Source organism: Haloglomus litoreum (assembly GCF_029338515.1).
Lineage (GTDB): Archaea > Halobacteriota > Halobacteria > Halobacteriales > Haloarculaceae > Haloglomus > Haloglomus litoreum.
The window spans coordinates 561,264-581,938 of sequence record NZ_CP119988.1 but is presented as its reverse complement, the minus strand read 5'-3'; the positions used below and the strand labels follow the sequence as shown (position 1 = coordinate 581,938).

Below are 20,675 nucleotides of genomic sequence, written 5' to 3'. Positions count from 1 at the left end.
AGCTCCGGGTCACCGATGCCCGGGCCACTGGTTCTGCACCGTCTACGCCCCGGGGACGAACCCGAGCACGCCGAACGTCTCCAGTACCATCCAGACGATGAAGACGGCGTACAGCCCGAGCAGGGCGTAGGACTCCCGGACCGACAGGGTCAGCTCCGTCCGGAGGAAGCCGAAGACGATGACGGTCGCCACGGTGAGAAAGCCCAGCAGCGGCACCGCGACGCCGAAGTTGACCGGGACGGCGCCGACGATGAGGACGCCGACCGGCACGGCGACGAGCAGGTCGAAGACGTTGCTCCCGAGCACGTTCGCCAGCGAGGTCTCGCCGCGGTTCTCCTGGGCGGCACGGACGGAGACGAGCGTGTCCGGGAGCGAGGTCCCGGCCGCGATGACGGTGAGCCCCCAGAGGAAGGAGGGGGTCCCGAAGAAGTCGCCGAAGCCGACGGCCGCCTCCACCAGTCCCTCGACGGCGACCGCGATGACGACGAGACTGAGCGCGAGCCAGCCCCACTGGCGCGCGATGTCGATCTCGCCGGCGTCGGGCGCGTCGAAGTCGTTCGTGTCCTGGTACTGTGTGAAGACGTAGACGCCGTACAGCAGCACCGGGATGGCCGCCAGCGGCCGCGTGACGGTTCCGACGAGCCGGTCCTCGGGAACGGGGTAGTAGATGACCGCCAGCGCGAACGTGATCACGACGGCCGAGACGGCGACCATGTAGAACTGGGCCTCCTTGTAGACGATGGCGCGCGAGGCAGACACCTCGTCGCCGAGGATGCCCGACACTGCGGGGATGACGAGCAGGTTGAACACGGCCGAGCCGACGACGGCGCTCACGCCGAGGTCGAACTGCCCGGCGCCGATGGGCGGCGGGGCCGTGCTCAGGACGACGCTCACCAGCTCGGGGAACGACGACCCGATGGCCACGACGACGGCCCCCTGCACGACCGGCGGGAGGCCGTAGTGCGCCGAGAGGTTCTTGCTGGCGCCCTCGAGCCACTCGCTCCCCTTCCAGACGACGGCGGTCGCCACGACGGCGATGACCGAGAGTTCCAGCAACCGGAGCATCTGCCGGGCGTGCGACCGCCCCGAGCAAAAACGTCGTGGCATGGAGCGCACGGCCACCCCGGAGCGCACCGCCGTCCGGTCGAGGCGGACCGGCGCACCTGCGCACCACTCACTTTCCGGAGGTAACCTTATCTCGGGAGGGGATGGTAGCTCCGGGCATGAGCGAGCACGACGGTCGACTCGAGGTCTGGTGTGCGGGCGAGGAGTGGTGTCCCATCACCTCGACCGCGACCATCCTCGGGCGGAAGTGGCACCCGGTCATCGTCCACCGGCTGCTGAAGGAGGGCCCCCAGGGGTTCAACGCCCTGAAGGAGGCCGTCGACGGGGTCTCCTCGAAGGTACTGTCCGACTCACTGGAGGACCTGGAGGAGCACGGCCTCGTCACCCGCGAGGTCGTGAGCGAGAAGCCGTTCCGGGTGGAGTACTCCCTGACCGAGCGGGGCCGCTCGCTGGAGCCCATCATCGTGGCGATGCGGGAGTGGGGCCAGGAGCACCTCGCCGCGCCCACGGACGCCTGACCCCGGCCGTCGCCACCCACCGAACGCTCTTGCCGGGCGCCGGCGTACGCGTCGCCAATGACGACCGAGGTCATCGAGCAGGGAGAGTGCGACGCCGAGGAACTACTCGACAGCATCGAGAACGGGACCCGCGTGGTCGTCCGGACCGAGGCGTTCGGCGGCGAACACGAGGTGACGCTCCGCTTCGACGGCGAGACGTACTACTGCGACACCCCCACGCGACTCCACAAGCACACCGAGCGCGAGGAGATGCTGCAGTGCATCCGCAAACACGGCTACTGCGAGACGTAGTTCACCCAATCGAACGCAAATAGATGATCTCTGTCCAGAATGTTTGTCCGATCCTCTCGTTCGAGTATCTACCCCCGAGCCTCGACAACAGCGGAACCGGATAGGAAGCCCCGGTGGGCTCGACCGTCCGGGCCTCGTTGCGCTCCTCGGTCGCTCACTCCGTTCACTCCCTGCGGTGCTTACGTCGTCCGGGACGGGTCGAGCCCACCGCCCCTTCCATTCCCACCCGGAGGTGGCCTGCCGTGCGGAGCGGCGCCCCTGCCCTTCCCCAGGTCGCGCGGGCCTCGCTTGCGCTCGGCCACGCGGCTCACGGCTTCGCCGTTCGCTCGGGGCGCGTGGCGCCCCGCGCTCCCGGTCGGATGGCGGCTGGTCGGCCGGCTGGTTCCGAGCAAAGGAAGCGCGCGAGCGCGTCTCGGCCGAGTCGCCCGAGCGAAGCGAGGGGTGACGAGGCCTACCGCCGCGCTCGCGCGGGGAGGTGTGGGGACACCGTGCTCGCCCGGAACCACCACGCACGAACGCTCGGTGAGACGGGCAACAGGGTGGGACTGAAAGGGGCCGCCCGTCTCGACCCGGTCCGGAGGAAGCAAGCACCGCAGCGAGCAACGCGAGCGAGGAGCGCAGCGACTCCCGGCCGTTCTGGCGAGCGGAGCGAGCCAGAAGTCGTCAGAGCTTGCTCTGACGGAAGTCGAGCGGGCGGGGGCTTTCGAGGTGGTTCCGGTCCGGTCGTCGTGGTTGCCGCCATTGGTAGCACAGGGACCGTTGCGGGACGATTCCACCGCCCTCCAACACTCATCGGATCGAGCGGCAAGACCTGCCAGTTTTAGTACCCGCCGCGTGAGACCGGGTGCATGGTCGTCGGAGACATCTCAACCGGAACGGACCTCCTCGTCGTGGGCGCGGGCCCGGGTGGCTACGTGGCCGCCATCCGCGCCGCCCAGCAGGGCATCGACACGACACTCGTCGAGAAGGACGCGTACGGCGGGACCTGCCTCAACGAGGGCTGCATCCCCTCGAAGGCGTACATCACCGCCGCGGACCGCGCACACACGGCGGGCGAGTCCGAGGAGATGGGCATCCACGCCGACCCCGCCGTCGACATGGCCCGGCTGAAGGGCTGGAAGGACGAGGTGGTCGGCCAGCTCACGGGCGGCGTCGAGAAGCTCTGCAAGGCGAACGGCGTCAACCTCGTCGAGGGGCGCGCGGAGTTCGCCTCCGAGAACAAGGTCCGGGTGGCCCACCAGGGCGAGGGGCAGGGCAGCGAGTCGCTGGAGTTCGAGCACGCCATCATCGCGACCGGCTCGCGGCCGACGGCGGTCCCGTTCGACTTCGACGGCGAGCACGTCATCTCCTCGACCGGGGCGCTCGCGATGGACGAGGTGCCCGACCGGATGCTCGTGGTCGGGGCGGGCTACATCGGGATGGAGCTGTCGACGACGTTCGCGAAGCTCGGCGCCGACGTGACCGTCGTCGAGATGCTGGACTCGGCCCTGCCCGCGTACGAGGACGACATCTCGCGCGTGGTCCGCAAGCGCGCCGAGGAACTCGGCGTGGAGTTCCGGTTCGGTGAGGCCGCCGACGCCTGGACCGAGACGCCGACGGGCCTGCGCGTCACGACCGTCGACGAGGACGAGAACCAGACGGAGTTCGCCGCCGATGTCGTCCTCCAGGCGGTCGGGCGCGAACCCGTGACCGACACGATGAACCTCGAGGCGCTGGGCATCGAGACGGACGACAACGGCTTCATCCCGACCGACGACCAGTGCCGCACGGCCGTCGACCACGTGTTCGCCATCGGCGACGTGGCCGGCGAGCCGATGCTCGCACACAAGGCCTCGAAGGAGGGCGAGGTCGCCGCCGACGTGGTCGCCGGCGAACCCGCCGGCCTCGACTACCAGGCGATGCCGGCGGCCGTGTTCACGGACCCGGAGGTCGCCACCGTCGGCATGACCGCCGACGAGGCCACCGAGGCCGGCTTCGAGCCCGTCGTCGGGAAGATGCCGATGAACGCCTCCGGGCGCGCGCTCACGCTGAACGAGCCCGAGGGGTTCGTCCGCGTGGTCGCCGACGGGGAGTCCGAGTTCGTGCTGGGCGCGCAGATCGTCGCGCCCGAGGCGTCGGAACTCATCGCCGAGTTCGCGCTCGCCATCGAGATGGGCGCCCGGCTGGAGGACGTCGCCTCGACGGTCCACACGCACCCGACGCTCGCGGAGGCGTCGATGGAGGCCGTGATGAACGCGCGCGGCGAGGCCATCCACACGCTGAACCGGTAGGTCAGTCCCCCAGAAATCGGCAGAAAACCGATCATAGTTCGTTCATGGGTGGCCGACGTGACCGCACCCCTCGTCCGCTGGGTCGTCGTCATCTGCCTGGTAGCCGGTGTCGGGAGTCCTGCCGCCGCGCAATCGACCACGGACTCTCCGACACCGTGCTGTGACGACGATTTCGGCGGCAATTTCGGCCTCAGCCTCATTCTAGCGCTGGGTGGCGGATTCCTCGTCTTCGCGATAATCCTGCTCTCGCTGGTCGAGGCGGTCACACCTGACGTTGGAGCGGAGAGCCAGTCGGGGGATGAATGAGGTTCCGACGGTCACGACGGGTGGTTTGAGCACGGACTGGCGTCCGGGTATCCGCCGCATCAGGTATCCTCCGAGCGCCTGTATACCGCGCGAGCGGAGCGAGCGCGAGGAAACCCGACGAGTAGAAAGCTCGCTTCAGTCGATGAGTCCGTATCCGCGCCGGAACAGCGCCACGTTCGCCGCGATGACGACTACCGTCAGCCCCGTCAGGACGACCAGCGAGGCGTTCGGATCCACGTCTGCGTAGCCGAGGAAGCCGTAGCGGACGCCGTTGACCATGTAGATCATCGGGTTCAGCAGCGAGAGCGTCCGGTACAGCGGCGGCAGGACGTCCAGCGAGTAGAAGACGCCGCCGAAGAAGACGAGCGGCCGGAGGATGAACTGGTTGAGCACCGTCAGGTAGTCGAAGTCCTCGGCCCAGAGCCCGCCCATGACGCCGAACGAGGCGAACAGCGTGGTCACGACCAGCATGAACGCGACGAGGTAGAACGGCCGCTCGATGGGGACGAACGAGCGGTCGATGGCGAACGGCAGGAAGACGAGCCCGACCCCGACGATGATGAACCCGACCATCAGGCCCCGGAGCATCGACGCGAGGGTGTAGGCCGCAACCTGCTCGCGATAGGAGAGCGGCGAGGTGAGTACCTCGTGGATGTAGTCGTTCCTGTGCTATCTTACACAAGTTTTATTCATAGCCCGTGTGTCAGTAGAGTCGTAATGGCAGACAGGAAGCGCGTCAATCTGACGGTATCCCCCTCACAAAAGGAGGAGTGGGACGAAGCGGTATCTGAGTCGGTGGAGTATTCCAGCCTCTCCGATCTCATCCGTACTGCTGTCGCTCACGAGTTGTCCGAGGAGGGTCCCGCCGTGCCCAGAGGGCGGGATGAGAGTGGGACAGCCGATGATACTACCGAAGTGTTGGAATCGATTGACGGGACTCTCAGCAGCATACAGGATACCCTGAGCAGTCTTGACCGCCGGGTTAACACGCTGGAGGAGGAAGTCGGCGCTTCAGAGAAAACGAACCTTAAGAATGAAATATTCAAGTCTTTACCTCACTCTGGCTCTATCCAGCCAGCAGAAATCGCGGAAAGGATTGACCGCGATGAAATGGAGGTGACTCAGGCACTAACCCGGCTGGCAGAACAGACGAATATGGTGGAGATCGCCGGGCAGCCGGAGCAGGGTGGCCCGACGTACTACCGGAGGACTGAGGAATGACGGAGGCGTTTGAAAAGGCTGTAGACCGTTTCAAGAAGCGCAGAGGGCGTGGCTCGGCAGATTCGACCGTCAAGCGGTACGCCCGGCACGCAGAGAATTGGCGGGACTGGCTTTCGGAGAACCGAGACAAGAGTGTGTGGGATGCCGACTCTGTGGACTTGCTCGTTTTCATCGAGGAGTTGACTGACGAAGGGATGGCCCCCACCACTATCAGTCAGCGGGTGTCGGCTATCTCAAAATTCTATCAAGATATGGAGAAGTTGGAGGAACGGTTCGATATGCCGGACGTGCCGGAGAATCCGTATGACGGCCTTGATAGCGACGACAAACGCTTTCTCCGTGGTGATACGAAAAAGAAATCTGGCCTTTCGGACACTACACAGGACGAATTTCCGTACTTAATGTCTGACGAAGTTTCGGAGTTAGTGGATAATGTTCCGGCCCCGAGACTCAGGAATGAGTTGATGATTCGTCTGATGTTCAACTGCGGCTTTCGCCGGGGAGAATTAGCGAAGTGTAAGGTAGATAATATAGATCGCAAGGACAAATCTATCTTCATCCCTCCGATGAAATCAGAAAACAGCCGCCTTGTGTCCTATAACGAGGAATACATCGGGTTTCATCTCTCGCAATGGCTGGATTACGGCGGTCGAGAGAGTATGACCTACGCCGATGAATCCCCGTATCTGTTCCCGACGAACAAGCGCGAACACATCTCCGGTGCCTATATCGGACAGATGATCAAAGAGGCAGCAGAAGAAGCCGGTCTACAGGAGGTTATCGCAGAGTATTCCGATGGGCGGAAAATCCACCGGGTGACAGCTCACACACTCCGTCACTCCTTTGCGATGCAGGCTATCCGGTCAGATATCGATATTCGCTCACTTCAAAGCCTTCTCGGCCACGACGAACTCGATACAACTCTCATCTATCTCCAACAGTCGAAAGACGAAGCTAAAGAAGAATCCCGTCTGTTCGACCCTTACGCTTGACAGAAGGGGTTTGATTGGCGGAAGGCGGCGTTCCTCGGGCGCCGCAGGTGGACTAATCGGTTTCTGGCCTTGTTGAAACCCCCAGTGGGTGATAGGTTTCAGCAGTCCTGCTGTATACAGAGCGCGAGTCGGCCTGTGAATAGTTAGTCCTCGGAGAGCGTAAACCGGACTCCGACAGCGTATTCTTCATCGTCACTCTTGGCCCTCTGCTGAAACGATACTCCCCAGTAGACGAAGCGGTAGTCTCCTGCGGCAAGCGAGGTGCAGACCTGGAATCTATTGTACTCATCACCAGCATTCGACAGCCCCTGCTGGGTGAGAGGGAGTTTCCATGTGAACCCTTCTTCTGGCTCATGCCTCACTCCGTCGTCAAGGAAATCCGGCTGCTCATACTCGTTTCCAAGAATCGTGTGCCACCCATTCTCCGACCGATATTGGATATCGAATTTCGACTTGTTCCCGGTCAGTCGTGGTGTGCTGGTTACATTCGTCAGCGTGGCTGTAAGGGTGTCACCGTGCGCGAAGCTGTGCTGATCAAGAGAGAGTCTGAATCCTCCGACTGGCCCCGGGCCGACGACGACCCACCACGGACTAAGGGAGTAGTAGCCCTCACGGCACGTCGGGGCAGGTGAGGCGCGAGGGTTCTTAACAGGTGTTGGCAAGGGCGTCTCTTTGGGGGTCGATGTCAACGTACCGCTCTCTGGCGTACCAGAAGATGGTGACTCCTCGCTGGACATCCCAGTCAGCGAACTGCATCCCGAGATTGTAGTTGCACCTATAGCGAGGGCTTCGAGGAGGCGACGCCGGGAGGGCAGGGACATGGTTGTCTACTCTCAATCATGTGGATGAATATTTTGTGGGGCACCTGACGGATTTGCCCATGGCAGAGTGACTGAAACCCTCACCAATGTTTGCTGAACCCATCCTCTGTATCGGTCACGCCGGTACTGTCAGGTGTGGAGAATTTCAACAGAGTCACTACTGACTGACTATCTTCTATTCTCCCTCCGGGCCATCTTACCCGAGGATGGCCGGAGATCAACACTAAGCGTTCCGACGCATTGACGGGGCGTTCTAAAGCTGCACTCTCCCCCCTTAGTGGGGGTGACGACCAATCGAAGGCACTTTGCAACGTAGTTACCTCAACCAAGTCCTAACTCCCTGCTTCATATGCCGACCCCTTGTGGTCGGTCACGAATCGTTACCCTCCGCGCCTTTGTCGGCAACGGTCGGGCTCATCGAGGAAGCGGGAATCCGGTCTATTGGCCTACGTGGCCGGGAGGTATGCCTCGGTCGGAGACATACCCCCACAATCTGCGGTCGTCCGTGCTTCGGCGCCAGTCGTCGGCACCGCGTTACTGATATTAATGGTAAAGGGTTCAAATAGGGGGGCCTAATCCCTGTTCTCAGACTCTCTCGTGTCTGAATCCCCAAATCCAAATCCGGAGTTTATTGCTGGTTCTTAGATCGGGGAGAGCCAACCTAAAGACTAAAACCCCGAGGTTCGACCACAGAGGTTCCGAAACGTACCTTCTGACGCGCGCACACCGACTCATCAACCAAGGCCCTCAAAGTATATTGCAAAATATTCATTTTCTGCTCAAAGAATATCAGAATAGAAAACATCTTCCATACTCCCTGTTATTCTGTTTTGGTATTTCAAGAAAAAGCGCCACTTCCGAGATTGGAGTCAAATTTCAAATATTTCGGACGGTAGGTGACTAAATACTTGCTGCGCACGCGCGGTTAATGTTCTTACTGCCCCCGCTCTCGTCGGGCTGTGCCCCATCCCCAGCCGGTCCTCACTCCGGGGTACCTGTGCCGGCACGGGGCGCACGGATGGTCACACAACCGCCACAGGCCGCGCTCGTGGATAGCACAGGGGAAGGCCGTCAGCCCGAAGACGGCCGCTGGTGCTCTTTCGGGATGCGTCTCCCCACGCGCTTACTCAATTCCTACGTACTCTGGCGCAGGAAGTAGTCGTTCCAGCGGCCGTGGAAGATGGAGAACGCGCTGTTCTCGAAGGCGTTGGAGATGGCGCCCAGCACGACGAGGCCGGGCAGGATGAAGAGGATGTAGTCGAAGCCCGCGATCTGGTCGATGCGCCCGCCCAGCACGACCCCGAAGACGGCGAAGTAGAGGATGTTCGTGATGGCGGGCGGGAGGAAGGTGTTGCGCGGGCGCCGGACGAACCGGAGTATCTCGCGTTTGAGCAGCGACCGGAAGCCGACGCCGCGGGCGCTGGTCGAGGCGGACCCGGTGCCGACGCCGAGTGTCCCCCCGTCGGTCCGGGTGGCTCCGTCGTCCTCAGTCATCGCTCCCTCCGGTCGTGGCGGCGACCTCGCGCCCGGCGTCGTGGCCGTTCTCGGTGGTCTCGTCGTCCGCCTCGTCGGCCACCCGCGTCATGGCGACGAACACCTCCTCCAGCGAGGCCCGCCGGATGTCGAGGTCGACGACCCGGTGGCCCGCGGATTCGAGCGTCCGCATCAGGTCGGGCGCGACGCGCCCGCCGCCGGCGGCCGTCACGGACAGCACGTCCCCGTCGACGTGGGCGTCCTGCACGCCGCCGATGGCCAATACCTCCTCCGGGACCGCCGCGGGCCGCTCGCCGAGCGTCAGGCGGACCGTGTCGGTCCCACGGGCCCGTAACTCGTCGGGCGTGGCCACCTCGACGCGCCGCCCCTCGTCCATGATTGCCACGCGGTCGCAGAGGCGTTCGGCCTCCTCGATGTAGTGGGTCGTGAGGAGGATGGTCGTGCCGCCGGCGTTGAGCCGCTCGATGAGCTCCCAGAGGTCACGGCGCAGTTCGACGTCGACGCCGGCCGTGGGTTCGTCGAGGATGAGCAGGTCCGGATCCGTCACGAGCGCCCGGGCGAGCAGGAACCGCCGTTTCATCCCGCCCGAGAGCCAGTCGAACCGCGTGTCGCGCTTGTCGTAGATGCCGACGGTGCGGAGCGCCTCGTCGGCGCGCTCGCTCGCCTCGGCCGGCGGGACACCGTGGTAGCCGGCCTTGTGCTCGAGCACCTCGCGGATGGGAAAGAAGCGGTCCACGTTGAACTCCTGCGGAGCGAGGCCGATGCGGTTGCGGGCCTCGCGGTAGTCGGCCTCCACGTCGTGGCCGAACACCTCGGCGGTCCCGCTCGTCGCCCGCGCGAGGCCGACGAGCGTGTTGATGAACGTCGTCTTGCCGGCGCCGTTGGGCCCGAGCAGCCCGAAGAACTCCCCCTGCTCCACCTCCAGCGAGAGGCCGTCCAGCGCCCGGACGTCGCCGTAGTCCTTCACGAGGTCGTCGGTCCGGATGGCCAGTGACATTACCGGATGGAGGCCACGAGGCCGGTTAAGCGGCCCGGAACAGCCACCTCGTCGTGTTCCGTGCCACCGGTCGACGTGGCGGCGAAACCCCCTTTCCGGGGGCAGCGCTCGGGCCGATATGACCCGCTTCGTCGCCTCCGACCACCACTTCGGGCACGCCAACATCATCGAGTACTGCGACCGCCCGTTCTCGTCGGCCGGCGAGATGGACGACGCCCTCCTCGGGCGCCATCACGAGGTCGTCGGCCCCGACGACACGCTGCTCCACCTCGGCGACGTGGCGATGGACATGCGCGACGGGGGCGAGACGGTCGAGCGGTTCGAGCGCCTCGGCGGCGGCCTGCTCGTCCGCGGGAACCACGACGTGGGACTGGATCCGGGAGACGCCCCGTTCCCGGTGGTCGAGGCCTGCGTCGTCGAGGCCGGCGACTACCGGTTCTACTGCACCCACCGGCCGGCGGACGCGCCCGAGTGGTGGGACGGCTGGGTGCTCCACGGCCACCACCACGACAACGACACCGAGCGGTTCCCGTTCGTGGCGTACGACGAGCGGCGGGTGAACGTCGCCGTCGAGCTGCTCGACTACCGCCCGGTCGCACTCGACGCGCTGGCGGCCCTGCTGGACGCCTGCGTCCCCGGTGACCACCTCCGGGACGTGGCAGCGGCCCGAGAGCGACTCGACGGGTTCGGGGACGCTACGGACTGGGAATCGCCGCGGGGACGACCGACCGGGCGGTCAGGCTCTTCGGCACCGAGTAGCGGGACCCCTGGGCGCCGTCACGTGGCGTTCCAGGCCGCGTGCTCGCTCAGGAACGCCCGCACCGTCTCCGTGAAGAACGCGGGGTTGTCGAGGTTCGAGGCGTGCCCCGCGTCCGGGACGATCACCGGTCCGGCGACGGCGTTCGGGAGATGCTCCTGTATGTACACGGCCATCTCACCCAGGAGGCCCGGCTCGTGCTCGCCGTACAGCACCTGTGTCGGTGCCGTCACCGTCGAGACATCGAAGTCGTCGTCGGCGAACGCACCGAGCGAGCGGACGACCTTCCGCAGCTCCGCGGGCGCCATCGTCGGCCCGTCGTCGATGAGCCCCTGGACCGTCCCGATATCGCCGGAGACACCCGGCGCGAGCAGGTTCCCGAGGCGCATCTTGAGTCGGTTCAGCCGCTTGTAGCTGACGTACGGGCTGAGCCGGGCGATGAGGCGGTCGCCGGCGAAGATGGCCCGCCCGGACGGGCCGACGGGCGCCGCCGTGAACGTGTCCGCGAGGACGAGCCCGGCCACGTTCTCGGGGTGCTCGGCGGCGTACGCCTGGGCGATCATCCCGCCCATCGAGAGCCCGCAGATGACCGGCCGCTCGATATCGAGCGCCCCCAGGAGCGCGTGGAGGTCCGCGGCGAACAGCTCGGCCGCGTACTCGTCGACGCCGGAGCCCCCGGTCCGGCCGTGGCCCCGCACATCGTACGAGACGACGGTGTAGGCGTCGGCGAGTGCGTCCACCTGTGGCGCCCACATCCGCGTGTCCATGACGGCGCCGTGGACGAACACGACCGGCGGTCCGTCGCCGCGGCGTTCGTAGTACGTCTCGACCCCGTTCGTCTCGACGAAGCCCGTGACTGTCCCCGGCGACCGGGTCCGTCCGCTCGAATCGACGGCTTCTGCGCTCATGCCCTCCAGAACGCGCGCAGAGGAGATAAGCGTAGTTCGCCAGATTCCCTCCGAATATCCAGAATATCCGAGAAATATTGACGATTCTCGATTTCTGTCGTGTTCCGATGGGAGAGCCGCCGCTCGACGTGCGTGTCGGTGGGCACCGGTGACGTGTGAACGTCGCCGGTCAGCCCGTGAGCCAGTCCCGGAAGCGGGAGAGTGGGCCCCAGTTCCGGGGCTCGTCCGCCGGTCGCTGGTCGATGATGGACTCGTACTGGTCGATGACCTGCTGGACCCGGTTCCGGTTGCGGTCCAGCTCGGCCTCCAGTTCGGCCACCTTCGCCCGCAGATGTCGCTCGCGGCTCTCGGGCGGCCCCGTCGCGGGGTCCCGATGTGCGGTCGCGGTCGGTTCCTCGTCGTCGTCTCCCCATCCGTCCCCAGCGGCCTCGGGGGAGCGTGACGCCATCCGACCGACGGTTTGGTACGGAGTATCAAGTATCCCCGTCAGACACGCGGCGGACGGGGCATCGACCGAGGTGGGCTGGTGGGGCGAGGCGGGACTGGAGAAATCGAGGCCGGCGGCCCGTCTACTCCGCTTCGGCCGGCTCGGCGAGCGGCTCCTGGGCCCGCTCGACCAGCTCGCCCAGCGACAGGTCCGAGGGCTGGTTCTCGATGAGCACGTCCAGCGGGAGCGTCGGGGCCCCGTTGATGAGGTTCTCCATGATGACCAGGCGCTCGCGGGCACGCGACATGCCGACGTAGAAGACACGGCGCTCGTTGTCCGTCAGGACGGGCACGGGGTCGGCGCGCTTGTCGAACTCGACGCCCGGCGGGAGGTCCTCCTCGTCGACGGAGGCCGACATCTGCTCGACCACCTTCTCCGTGAGATCGGTGCCGACGAAGACGTGGTCGGCCTCGCGACCCTTCGCGGAGTGGATGGTGCCCACCCGGATGCGGTTCGGGTCCATCCCGCGGTAGCCGCCCTTGAAGTAGGCCTCGACGGAGCGCTCCTGGAAGTTCGAGACCCGCGTGAGCATGTCGCCGGCGCTGGCCGGGCCGGGCGCGAAGGGGGCGTGCTCCTGGACGAACTCGGGGGCGACCTGCATCTCGGCGAGGTCGTCGACCCCGTTCTGCTCCTGCAGGTCGTCGATGGCGTCGAACATGTCGTCGCGGCCGCCGGTGCCGAAGGCCGAGTCCGCGAGCATCTCCGCCAGCCGGCGCGCCTCCAGTCCGGTGATGTGCTCGTCCTCGTCGAGTTTCTCGACGGCGGAGACGTAGCCCTGCAGGCGGTCCGTCCACAGCCGCGTGTCCGTCAGTGAGACGAACGGCATCCCCTGCTTGATGAACTCGTCGACGAACTGGAACATCTGGTAGCGCGCGCGGAACAGGATCATCGCGGTGCCGTCCTCGTCCTCCTCGACGGTGTTGCGGACGTTCCGCGAGAGCTCGACGATGGAGGGGTTCCGGACGGCCTCGAAGGAGCCACCCTGTTTCCGCGGCTTGAGGTCCTTCTCCTGGCGCTTCTCGATGTGTCGGATCTGCCGGTTGACGACGTTGAGGATGCGCGAGGGGAGCCGGTAGGAGTTCGGGAGGACGTTGTCGTCGTCGACCTGCTCGTCGAGCAGGAGGTTCGGGTCGGCGCCCTGCCAGGCGTAGACGACCTGGTCGTCGTCGCCGGCGATGAGGACCGAGTCCATGTGGGGCCGCCACTCCTCGTACACCGAGTACTGCAGCGTCGTGATGTCCTGGAACTCGTCGATGACGAGGTGGTCGACGTTCGGGACCTTCGAGCGCTGCTGGACCCGCTCGAGCATGTCGGCGAAGCCGACGACGCCCTGTTCGCCCTTGAACGTGCGCCACGCCCGGATGGCCTCGGGCACGTCGATGCGGTCGTCGTCGCTCGACCACGTCGGCGTGTACTTGTTGCCGGTCTGGGCCTTCTCGTCGATATCCGGCGGGAGGCGGACCTCCTCCTCGTCCCACTGGAAGGGGACGTCGTACCAGTCGGCCACGTCGCGGCGGGTCCGCTGGAGCCACTGCGAGGTGGCGATGATCTTGTTGCCGATGGTCGTCGAGCGGGCCGAGCGGCGGCGGCCACTGTCGTTCTCGTCCTCGAACTCGAGGCCGTAGTCGTCGCAGAACTCCTCCTTGTGCTCCTCGCCGACGACATCGCCACGCGAGAGGTTCAGCAGCTCGTACGCCTTCGCGTGCATCGTGCAGACGTTCCCCTTCAACGATTTGGGCGAGCGGTCCAGCCGCTCGGCAAGGCGTTCGCGGACCTCCTGGGCGGCGGCCCGGGTGTAGGAGACGACGAGGATGTCACGGATGTCGACCCCCTCGTCCAGCATCTCGTCCACCTTGTCGAGCAGGGCGGTGGTCTTCCCGCTCCCGGGACCACCGAAGAGGCGCGTTACGTGGGGCTGACTCATTATCGGGCACAGGCCCCCCTCCTGTATAACGCTGTTCGTCAGGAGAAGGCCGCTACGCGGCCGGGGTAGGAGGCCGCTACGCCCCCGGAACGGACGGCAGGCGAACCCGCCCCAGCGAGGGACGCAGACGGCCCTCCGGAGTGCAGGCCCGGCCCGTCAGGTCGGTGTCCAGCCGCACACCGAGCAGTCCGCGGCCTCGAGGTCGTGGATGCCAGAACACTCCGGGCAGCGCTTCTTGTTGTAGTCGCGCTCCCAGGTGGTGCTCTCGCTCTCGGTTTCGTGCCCACGGTCCGCCAGGAAGTCGTCGAAAACGCTCTCGTCGGCGGTCGCCATACGGTCCGTGGTATGCCACGACGTGACAAAACGTTTGTGACCGCGGCAGTCCGTGAATGTTTCACAGGGTACGGCCCCGGAGCAGGTCGTTCGGCACGTCACGGTGACGGACGCCGGGAGCGTTTTGTCCGTGCCGGCGGCAGGGTCGGACATGACCGGATCGGCCGCCGACCCACCCGACGCCCTGCCGGATGCCCCGGCGGACGTTCGCGCCCTGACCCGGGACCTGGTCGCCACCCCCAGCCACGAGGACGAGACGGCCGCCGGCGACCACCTCGAATCGTGGCTCCGCGAAGAGACCGACGCCGCCGTGGCCCGCGACGACCACGGGAACGTCCTCGCAGCCCGGTCCCCCGACGGCGATGCGATGGCGCCGCCCGCCGACACGGAGACGCCGACGCTCGCGCTCGTCGGGCACCACGACGTGGTCCCGCCGGACGACTCGCAGGTGGTCGACGACGGGGGCGACACCGGGACCGAGTACGTCGTGGCGGAGCGCGACGGTCGCCTGTACGGCCGCGGGAGTGCCGACATGAAGGGGTCGCTCGCCGCGCTCGTGGTCGCGTTCCGGGACGCGACGCTCCCCGACGGCGGCCCGCGGCTCGTCTTCGCTTCCTTCGTCGGCGAGGAGGTCGGGGGCGAGGGCTGTCGGGCGGCCATCGAGGACGGCTTCGCCCCCGAATGGGCCGTCGTCGGCGAGGGGTCGACCGGCTACTCCGCCGACGGCGTGACGGACGTGGCGGTCGCGCACAAGGGCCGGCGTGCGTCCACGCTCGTCGCGCACGGACGGGCCGCCCACGCGAGCGAACCCGAGCGCGGGGACAACGCCGTCTACCACGCGACCGACGCCGTCGACATCGTGCGCGACCTCGACGCGCCCACGGCGACCGTGCTGGGCCACGACCTCGCGAGCAGCGTCGCCGTCACCGGCATCGAGGGCGGCGACGCCTGGAACGTCATCCCCGAGCGCTGCGAGGTGACCGTCGACGAGCGGACGGTCCCGGGCGACCGCGCCGACATCGGGCGAGCGGCGGGCGACGAACACGTGGACTGGACCGTCGACCAGGACCTCCCGCCGATGGCCTGCCGTGACGGGGCGTTCGCCGACGCCGCGCTCGCGGCCGCCCGGGCGGCACACGGGCACCCGGACGACCCGCTCGGGCGCGACGCCGACGGAGTCGTTGCACCCGAACCGGCGCCCGAGCACGTCGTCAAACCACACGCGACCGATGCCGGGTGGCTGGCCGACCGCGCCGGCACCGACCCCGTGGTCTGTGGCGCCGCCGAACCCGGCGAGGCCCACACCGCCGACGAATCCGTCTCACTGGCCGTGCTGGACCGGTGTTACCGGGTCTACCGGCTCCTGGCCGAGACGTTCGGGGGAGGCACGAGCGGCGGGGACTGACACCGTACGCGGACTGCCCCCGCCGGGAGGTTGATACCGCACGCGGCCGTCCCACCGCCCATGGCGACCGAGCAACAGCCCTCCGACGCGGCTACCGACAGCGAGAGCCCCCACGCCGGGGCACCGGACGCGTACCACGACCTGCTCGACCGGTATCGACAGGTGACCTACCTCCAGGACGGCGGCATGGTCCTCTCCTGGGACCAGCAGGTGATGATGCCCGAGGGCGGCACGCCCGCCCGCTCGAAACAGCAGTCCGCGCTCTCCAGCGTCGGCCACGAGAAGCTCACCGCCGATGCCGTGGGCGACCTGCTGGACGACCTCGACGGGGCGGACCTCACCGACGAGCAGGCGGCCGTCGTCCGGGAGATCCGCCGCGAGTACGAGCGCGAGGCCTCCGTGCCGCAGGACCTCGTCGAGCGCATCTCCGAGGAGACGAGTAACGCCCTGCCGGTCTGGGAGCAGGCCCGCGAGGAGTCCGAGTGGGAGCAGTTCGCGCCGAAGGTCGAGACCCTCCTGGAGCTGAAGCGCGAGTACGCCGCGCACATCGACCCCGACGCCGACCCGTACGCGGTCCTGTTCGCCGACTACGAGCCCTACCTCGACCTCGAGGTCGCGGACCGGGTGCTCACCCGGCTCCGCGAGGAACTGGTCCCCATCATCGACGCCATCGCCGAGTCGGACGTGACGCTCGCCGCGGACGCCTTCGACGACGAGTACGACCCCGACATCCAGGAGGAGGTCGCGCGCGACGCGCTCGACGAACTCGGCTACCCCTGGGAGCACGGCCGCCTCGACCGCTCGACGCACCCGTTCTCGACGGGCAACCAGTTCGACGCCCGCGTCACGACGCGGTTCGACCCCGAGAACCCCGTCGACGCGCTCTCCTCGACGGTCCACGAGTTCGGCCACGCCACCTACACGCTCGGCCTGCGCGACGACGAGTACGGCACGCCCCTCGGCTCCCACCGGGGCCTCTCGGTCCACGAGTCGCAGTCCCGGCTCTGGGAGAACCACGTCGGGCGCTCGGCGGCGTGGTGGGAGCACTTCCTCCCGACCTTCGCCGAGCACTTCCCCTCGGCCGAGGACCTCACGCCGCGTGACGCCTTCGAGGCCGCCAATCAGGTGTACGACGACAACCTCATCCGGGTCGAGGCGGACGAGCTGACCTACCACATGCACATCGTCCTGCGCTACGAGATCGAGCAGGACCTCGTCCACGGCGACCTCGACGTGGCCGACGTGCCCGGCGTGTGGAACGAGAAGATGGAGGAGTATCTCGGCATCCGGCCGGAAAACGATGCGACAGGCTGCCTGCAGGACATCCACTGGTCGCACGGCTCCTTCGGCTACTTCCCGACCTACACGCTGGGCTCGGTACTGGCCGCCCAGCTCTACGCCGCCGCGGAGGACGACATCGACGACCTCGAGGGGAAGATCTCGCGGGGTGAGTTCGACGACCTCCACGACTGGCTCACCGAGAACGTCCACCGCCACGGCGCGAAGTACGAGACGAACGAACTGGTGAAGCAGGCGACCGGCGAGGAGTTCACCGCCGACTACTTCCTCGACTACGTCCGCGAGAAGTACGGGACGCTGTACGACCTAGACCTGTAGCGGTCCGCGCCGCTGAACCTGTAGCGGTCCCCTTTCCGTCGCGTGCCGTGCTCAGTCCGACGGTCGCTCGTGAGGGGTCGCCGGCGCCGGCGGCTCCGCCAGCGGCAGCGTCGGGACGGGCCGGCGCGCGAGCCGCCGTGGGCCGTACGTGGCGACGATGAGGACGACCAGGAGCGCCAGGACCACGAACGCGGCCAGCTGGCCCGTCGACGCGACCCACTCGTCGCGGATGCCGTCGACGAACAGCACGTTGTTGACGGGGTACCAGTTCATCGCGACGTTGTTGCCGGCGTGGAACAGCCCGGCAAGGAGGACGCTCCCGCCGGTGCTGTTGTAGACCCACGCGAGGATGACGGACTCGGCGAGGATGCCGCCGAAGTAGAGCGCGAAGTCGAACCCGCCCTGGGTCGCCCCGGGGAGGATGAACAGGGGCGCGTGCCACGTCGCCCAGACGACGCCGATTCCGAGCGCCGCGGCGAGCGCCCCGTAGCGCTCCTGAAGATACGGTTGGGCGAAGCCGCGCCAGCCCAGTTCCTCCTGCCCCCCACCGATGACGAGGACGTACAGCAGCAGGAACGGGTAGACGACCAGCGTCTCCAGCCCGGTGACGACGAGGTCACCGCCCAGCAGGACGAACACGCCCGTCGCCCCGACGATGATGAACGCCGGGAGCAGCAGCGCGACGGCCCACCAGACCGGGTGGACCCGCCACCGGAACGCCTGCCCGACCCACGACCGCAGGTCACCGCCGCTGGCCCAGACGACGACCGCCGCGCCCACGACCGGGCCGTAGGCGCCCAGCCCGGCCAGCACGGAGAAGGTCCACGACTGCGGCAGCCCGAGCTGGAAGAGGGCGGCGTGGAACGTCCACGTGAACGCGTACGTCACGAGGACGAAACTGACGAACCGGTGTTCGGATATCCAGTTGCGAACGTCCATAACGTCCGTATAGAGGCGTCGGCGTGGCATCTACTGGCCCACGGTTCTCGGCCGACGGGAATCACGAGGACCGAACGGGCAGACGAAGAGAGCGTTTCGCGCCGAACTCGCCATTCTCGGAATCAATCAGCCGTATAAACGCATAGAAATGGGAATAAATTATTTAATTTCGAATTATATGATTTATTCCACCATTTTCCCTACTCCCCCATCGCGGAGACGTGCTCGACCGCGATCTCCAGGATGACCCGCTCGGTCTGGATGGGGTTCGGGTAGTCTTCCTCTCCCATGTACTGTCCTGCGAGTTCGTCGATGTGCTCGCGGGCGCCCTCGGTCGTGATCTCGTCGACCTCGCCCCGGAGCGCGAGCATCCGGTAGGGGTTGTCGGGGTCGGTCATGCTGACCGCCACGCGCGGGTCGCCGCGGACGTTCTTCTCCTTGCGGCGGTCGCGCTCGGTGTTGACCAGCACCCGCTCGGCGTCGGCGTCGTAGTCGATCCATACCGGCGCGCTGTGGGGCGAACCGTCGGGCAACAGCGTCGAGAGATGGGCGATGGTCGGCTTCTCGAACAGGTCGTGGTACTCGTCGGGTATCGCGGCCATACCGTCCGCACGACGCCCGGACACATAGTTCGTCCCCGCATCGAGGGACGAACGCCGGCAGGTCGCCGGCGACCGGGCCGCCGTCGGCCGGAGTCCTTTTGCAGCGACTGGCCGACACGCCGACCGTGCGCGGCTACGTCCGGTTCGCCGTCGGCGCCGGCCTCGGAGCGGCGGCGCTGGCGGCGTACCTCTGGTTCGTCGGCGTCGGCACCGTCCTCGACCGCCTCGGGGCGGTGACGCTCTCGGTCGCCGCCGTCGTCGCCGTCCTCGTGGTGCTGGAGGGCGCCGCCGACGGCATCGGCGTGTGGGCCTCGGTGCGGCCGCTGGGCGACGGGCTCACCGGCCCGCAGGGGGTCCAGTTCGCGCTCGCGGGCGACTTCTTCGACACGCTCAGCCCGGCGGGCCCGGTCACCTCCGAGCCCATCATGGCGCGGTTCATCGGCGTGACGACCGACACCACCTACAGCGGCGCGCTCGCGGTGCGCTCGGTCGCGAAGTACGTCAAGTCCGGCTCGCAGGTGCTGGTGTCGCTGGCGCTCGGCGCGGTGCTCCTGCTCGGCGGGAACTCCCAGCGCGTCGTCCTGCTCACCCTGGCGGGCGCGCTCGGCGTCATCCTCGTCGTCGGCGTCGTCCTCGTGGTACTCCGCCGGCAGCTCTCGCGAGGTCTGGTCGCCGTCCTCGCGCCGGTCGTCGCCCGCGTCTCCGGCCTCTGGCGCGCGGAGCCGCTCGACCGCGCGGCCGTCGAGGCGGCCGTCGCCCGGTACCGCGAGCGGATCGGGCTGTTCCGCGACCGCCCGGACCTGCTCGCGCTCATCGCGCTCGGCGGGCTCCTCGAGCAGGTGCTGACGGCGACGGCGCTGTGGGTGGCGCTCTCGGGGGCCGGCGCGCCGGTCGCGTGGCTCCCCATCGTCGTGGTCATCCCGCTCCCGCAGGCCGCCAGCGTCGTCCCCGTGCCCGCGAGCCTGGGCGCCTACGACCTCCTGCTCGCGGGCGCGCTCACGCTCGTGACGGGTGCAGCCGCGGCCGCCGCAGCCGCCGCGGTCCTCCTCCTGCGGACCGCCGCCATCCCGTTCGCGCTGGGCGCCGGCGGGCTCTGTGTGGCGTTCCTGCGCGGCTGGCGGCCCGTATAGAAGCACGTCGCCCAGAGATACGGTTCCCGCCCGTGTGCGGGGGTCTTCGACGGTCCAGCCTCCACCACGGCCAGCTCGAAAGCCCCCGGCGGCTCGGGTCGGGGGGCTCGCTGCGGTCCGGGCATGCGGCGGCTCCCTGCGGTCGCCGCCGGTCCGGGCTTGCGCTGCGGTCCTTGCGTCGCCCGCCTTCCCCGAGCCGCCGGCCCCTTTCAGTCCCGCCCGGTGAGGTTCTCCGGAGCACGTACGCACCGAGCCAGCACTGTGCGTCGACTGCTCGTCCGTTGAGGTCGCGTCCACACCGAGCTAGCTTGGTGCGTCGCTCCGTGGGCCAGCGGCTTTCGGGTGGGAATGGAAGGGGCGGCGGGCTCGACCCGTCCCGGAGGACGCAAGGACCGCAGGGTGAGCGGAGCGAACCCGAGGACCGTGGTTCGAGAGAGCGAAGCTCTCTCGTCATATCGAGGGAACGGAGTTCCCTCGTAGCTCGCGAATCTTCGATTCGCTCACTCCCGAAAATCTCCGATTTTCGGAGACAGCGAGTCCCGGAGCGGTCGAGCCCGCCGGGGCTTCCTACGTCTCCCTGGTCGCCGCTGCCCGGTAG

Annotated in this window: 19 protein-coding genes and 2 pseudogenes; 9 read left to right on the top strand and 12 right to left on the bottom strand. The window is 67.2% G+C overall.

Features of this window, described 5'->3' with window-relative positions; translation table 11 throughout:
• Window positions 1-42: 42 nt before the first annotated feature.
• Window positions 43-1,065, bottom strand: a complete 1,023-nt coding sequence (locus tag P2T62_RS02905; RefSeq protein ID WP_276259991.1) for a sodium:calcium antiporter — start codon at window positions 1,063-1,065, stop codon at window positions 43-45.
• A 158-nt stretch (window positions 1,066-1,223) separates the two neighbouring features.
• Between P2T62_RS02905 and P2T62_RS02900 the strand changes: the two genes are divergently transcribed.
• From P2T62_RS02900 to P2T62_RS02885, 4 genes are all read left to right on the top strand, one after another.
• Window positions 1,224-1,583: a winged helix-turn-helix transcriptional regulator gene (locus P2T62_RS02900; RefSeq protein WP_276259990.1), complete on the top strand. Its 360-nt coding sequence runs from the start codon at window positions 1,224-1,226 to the stop codon at window positions 1,581-1,583.
• 57 nt (window positions 1,584-1,640) lie between these two features.
• Complete coding sequence (locus P2T62_RS02895; protein ID WP_276259989.1) at window positions 1,641-1,874, top strand: DUF8001 family protein; 234 nt, start codon at window positions 1,641-1,643, stop codon at window positions 1,872-1,874.
• A gap of 848 nt (window positions 1,875-2,722) precedes the next feature.
• Entirely contained in the window at window positions 2,723-4,144 is a 1,422-nt protein-coding gene (lpdA, locus tag P2T62_RS02890; protein WP_276259988.1) for a dihydrolipoyl dehydrogenase, read from the top strand.
• Between the two features lie 48 nt (window positions 4,145-4,192).
• Complete coding sequence (locus P2T62_RS02885) at window positions 4,193-4,450, top strand: hypothetical protein (protein WP_276259987.1); 258 nt, start codon at window positions 4,193-4,195, stop codon at window positions 4,448-4,450.
• A 135-nt stretch (window positions 4,451-4,585) separates the two neighbouring features.
• On the opposite strand, the pseudogene P2T62_RS02880 reads toward P2T62_RS02885, so the two are convergent.
• Window positions 4,586-5,113: pseudogene (locus P2T62_RS02880) on the bottom strand (ABC transporter permease); the annotation flags it as partial.
• 54 nt (window positions 5,114-5,167) lie between these two features.
• On the opposite strand from P2T62_RS02880, the gene P2T62_RS02875 reads away from it, so the two are divergent.
• Both P2T62_RS02875 and P2T62_RS02870 read left to right on the top strand, forming a co-directional pair.
• Window positions 5,168-5,671: a hypothetical protein gene (locus P2T62_RS02875; protein WP_276259986.1), complete on the top strand. Its 504-nt coding sequence runs from the start codon at window positions 5,168-5,170 to the stop codon at window positions 5,669-5,671.
• Window positions 5,668-6,663: a tyrosine-type recombinase/integrase gene (locus P2T62_RS02870; protein ID WP_276259985.1), complete on the top strand. Its 996-nt coding sequence runs from the start codon at window positions 5,668-5,670 to the stop codon at window positions 6,661-6,663. Before P2T62_RS02875 ends, P2T62_RS02870 begins: the two co-directional genes overlap by 4 nt.
• A gap of 143 nt (window positions 6,664-6,806) precedes the next feature.
• On the opposite strand, the gene P2T62_RS02865 is transcribed toward P2T62_RS02870, so the two are convergent.
• The 8 genes and pseudogenes from P2T62_RS02865 to P2T62_RS02830 form a co-directional block, all read right to left on the bottom strand.
• Window positions 6,807-7,484 (bottom strand): hypothetical protein, encoded by a 678-nt coding sequence (locus P2T62_RS02865; RefSeq protein WP_276259984.1) that lies wholly within the window; start codon window positions 7,482-7,484, stop codon window positions 6,807-6,809.
• A gap of 1,155 nt (window positions 7,485-8,639) precedes the next feature.
• Window positions 8,640-8,978 (bottom strand): annotated as a pseudogene (locus P2T62_RS02860) (ABC transporter permease); the annotation flags it as partial.
• The gene (locus tag P2T62_RS02855) at window positions 8,971-9,975 is read right to left on the bottom strand and encodes an ABC transporter ATP-binding protein (RefSeq protein ID WP_276259983.1); all 1,005 of its coding nucleotides are present in this window, start codon (window positions 9,973-9,975) and stop codon (window positions 8,971-8,973) included. The pseudogene P2T62_RS02860 and the gene P2T62_RS02855, both read right to left, overlap by 8 nt.
• Before the next feature lie 25 nt (window positions 9,976-10,000).
• Window positions 10,001-10,621, bottom strand: a complete 621-nt coding sequence (locus tag P2T62_RS02850) for a hypothetical protein (protein WP_276259982.1) — start codon at window positions 10,619-10,621, stop codon at window positions 10,001-10,003.
• 131 nt (window positions 10,622-10,752) lie between these two features.
• Complete coding sequence (locus P2T62_RS02845; RefSeq protein ID WP_276259981.1) at window positions 10,753-11,640, bottom strand: alpha/beta fold hydrolase; 888 nt, start codon at window positions 11,638-11,640, stop codon at window positions 10,753-10,755.
• Window positions 11,641-11,809: 169 nt separating this feature from the next.
• On the bottom strand, window positions 11,810-12,088 hold the full coding sequence (locus P2T62_RS02840; protein WP_276259980.1) for a hypothetical protein: 279 nt from the start codon (window positions 12,086-12,088) through the stop codon (window positions 11,810-11,812).
• 121 nt (window positions 12,089-12,209) lie between these two features.
• On the bottom strand, window positions 12,210-14,051 hold the full coding sequence (locus tag P2T62_RS02835) for a UvrD-helicase domain-containing protein (protein WP_276259979.1): 1,842 nt from the start codon (window positions 14,049-14,051) through the stop codon (window positions 12,210-12,212).
• A gap of 156 nt (window positions 14,052-14,207) precedes the next feature.
• Window positions 14,208-14,384 carry an HVO_0416 family zinc finger protein gene (locus P2T62_RS02830; RefSeq protein ID WP_276259978.1) on the bottom strand — a complete coding sequence of 59 codons (177 nt, stop codon included), beginning with the start codon at window positions 14,382-14,384 and terminating at the stop codon, window positions 14,208-14,210.
• 151 nt (window positions 14,385-14,535) lie between these two features.
• Here P2T62_RS02830 and P2T62_RS02825 point away from each other — a divergent pair, with 151 nt between their 5' ends.
• Complete coding sequence (locus P2T62_RS02825) at window positions 14,536-15,789, top strand: M20 family metallopeptidase (RefSeq protein WP_276259977.1); 1,254 nt, start codon at window positions 14,536-14,538, stop codon at window positions 15,787-15,789.
• 60 nt (window positions 15,790-15,849) lie between these two features.
• Entirely contained in the window at window positions 15,850-17,406 is a 1,557-nt protein-coding gene (locus P2T62_RS02820; protein WP_276259976.1) for a carboxypeptidase M32, read from the top strand.
• A gap of 51 nt (window positions 17,407-17,457) precedes the next feature.
• On the opposite strand, the gene P2T62_RS02815 is transcribed toward P2T62_RS02820, so the two are convergent.
• Together P2T62_RS02815 and P2T62_RS02810 are read right to left on the bottom strand one after the other, a co-directional pair.
• Window positions 17,458-18,345, bottom strand: a complete 888-nt coding sequence (locus tag P2T62_RS02815) for a CPBP family intramembrane glutamic endopeptidase (protein WP_276259975.1) — start codon at window positions 18,343-18,345, stop codon at window positions 17,458-17,460.
• Window positions 18,346-18,545: 200 nt separating this feature from the next.
• A complete protein-coding gene (locus P2T62_RS02810; protein ID WP_276259974.1) occupies window positions 18,546-18,947 on the bottom strand; it encodes a PPOX class F420-dependent oxidoreductase in 402 nt (133 codons plus the stop codon).
• A gap of 125 nt (window positions 18,948-19,072) precedes the next feature.
• Here P2T62_RS02810 and P2T62_RS02805 point away from each other — a divergent pair, with 125 nt between their 5' ends.
• On the top strand, window positions 19,073-20,077 hold the full coding sequence (locus tag P2T62_RS02805) for a lysylphosphatidylglycerol synthase domain-containing protein (RefSeq protein WP_276259973.1): 1,005 nt from the start codon (window positions 19,073-19,075) through the stop codon (window positions 20,075-20,077).
• Window positions 20,078-20,675: the final 598 nt, after the last annotated feature.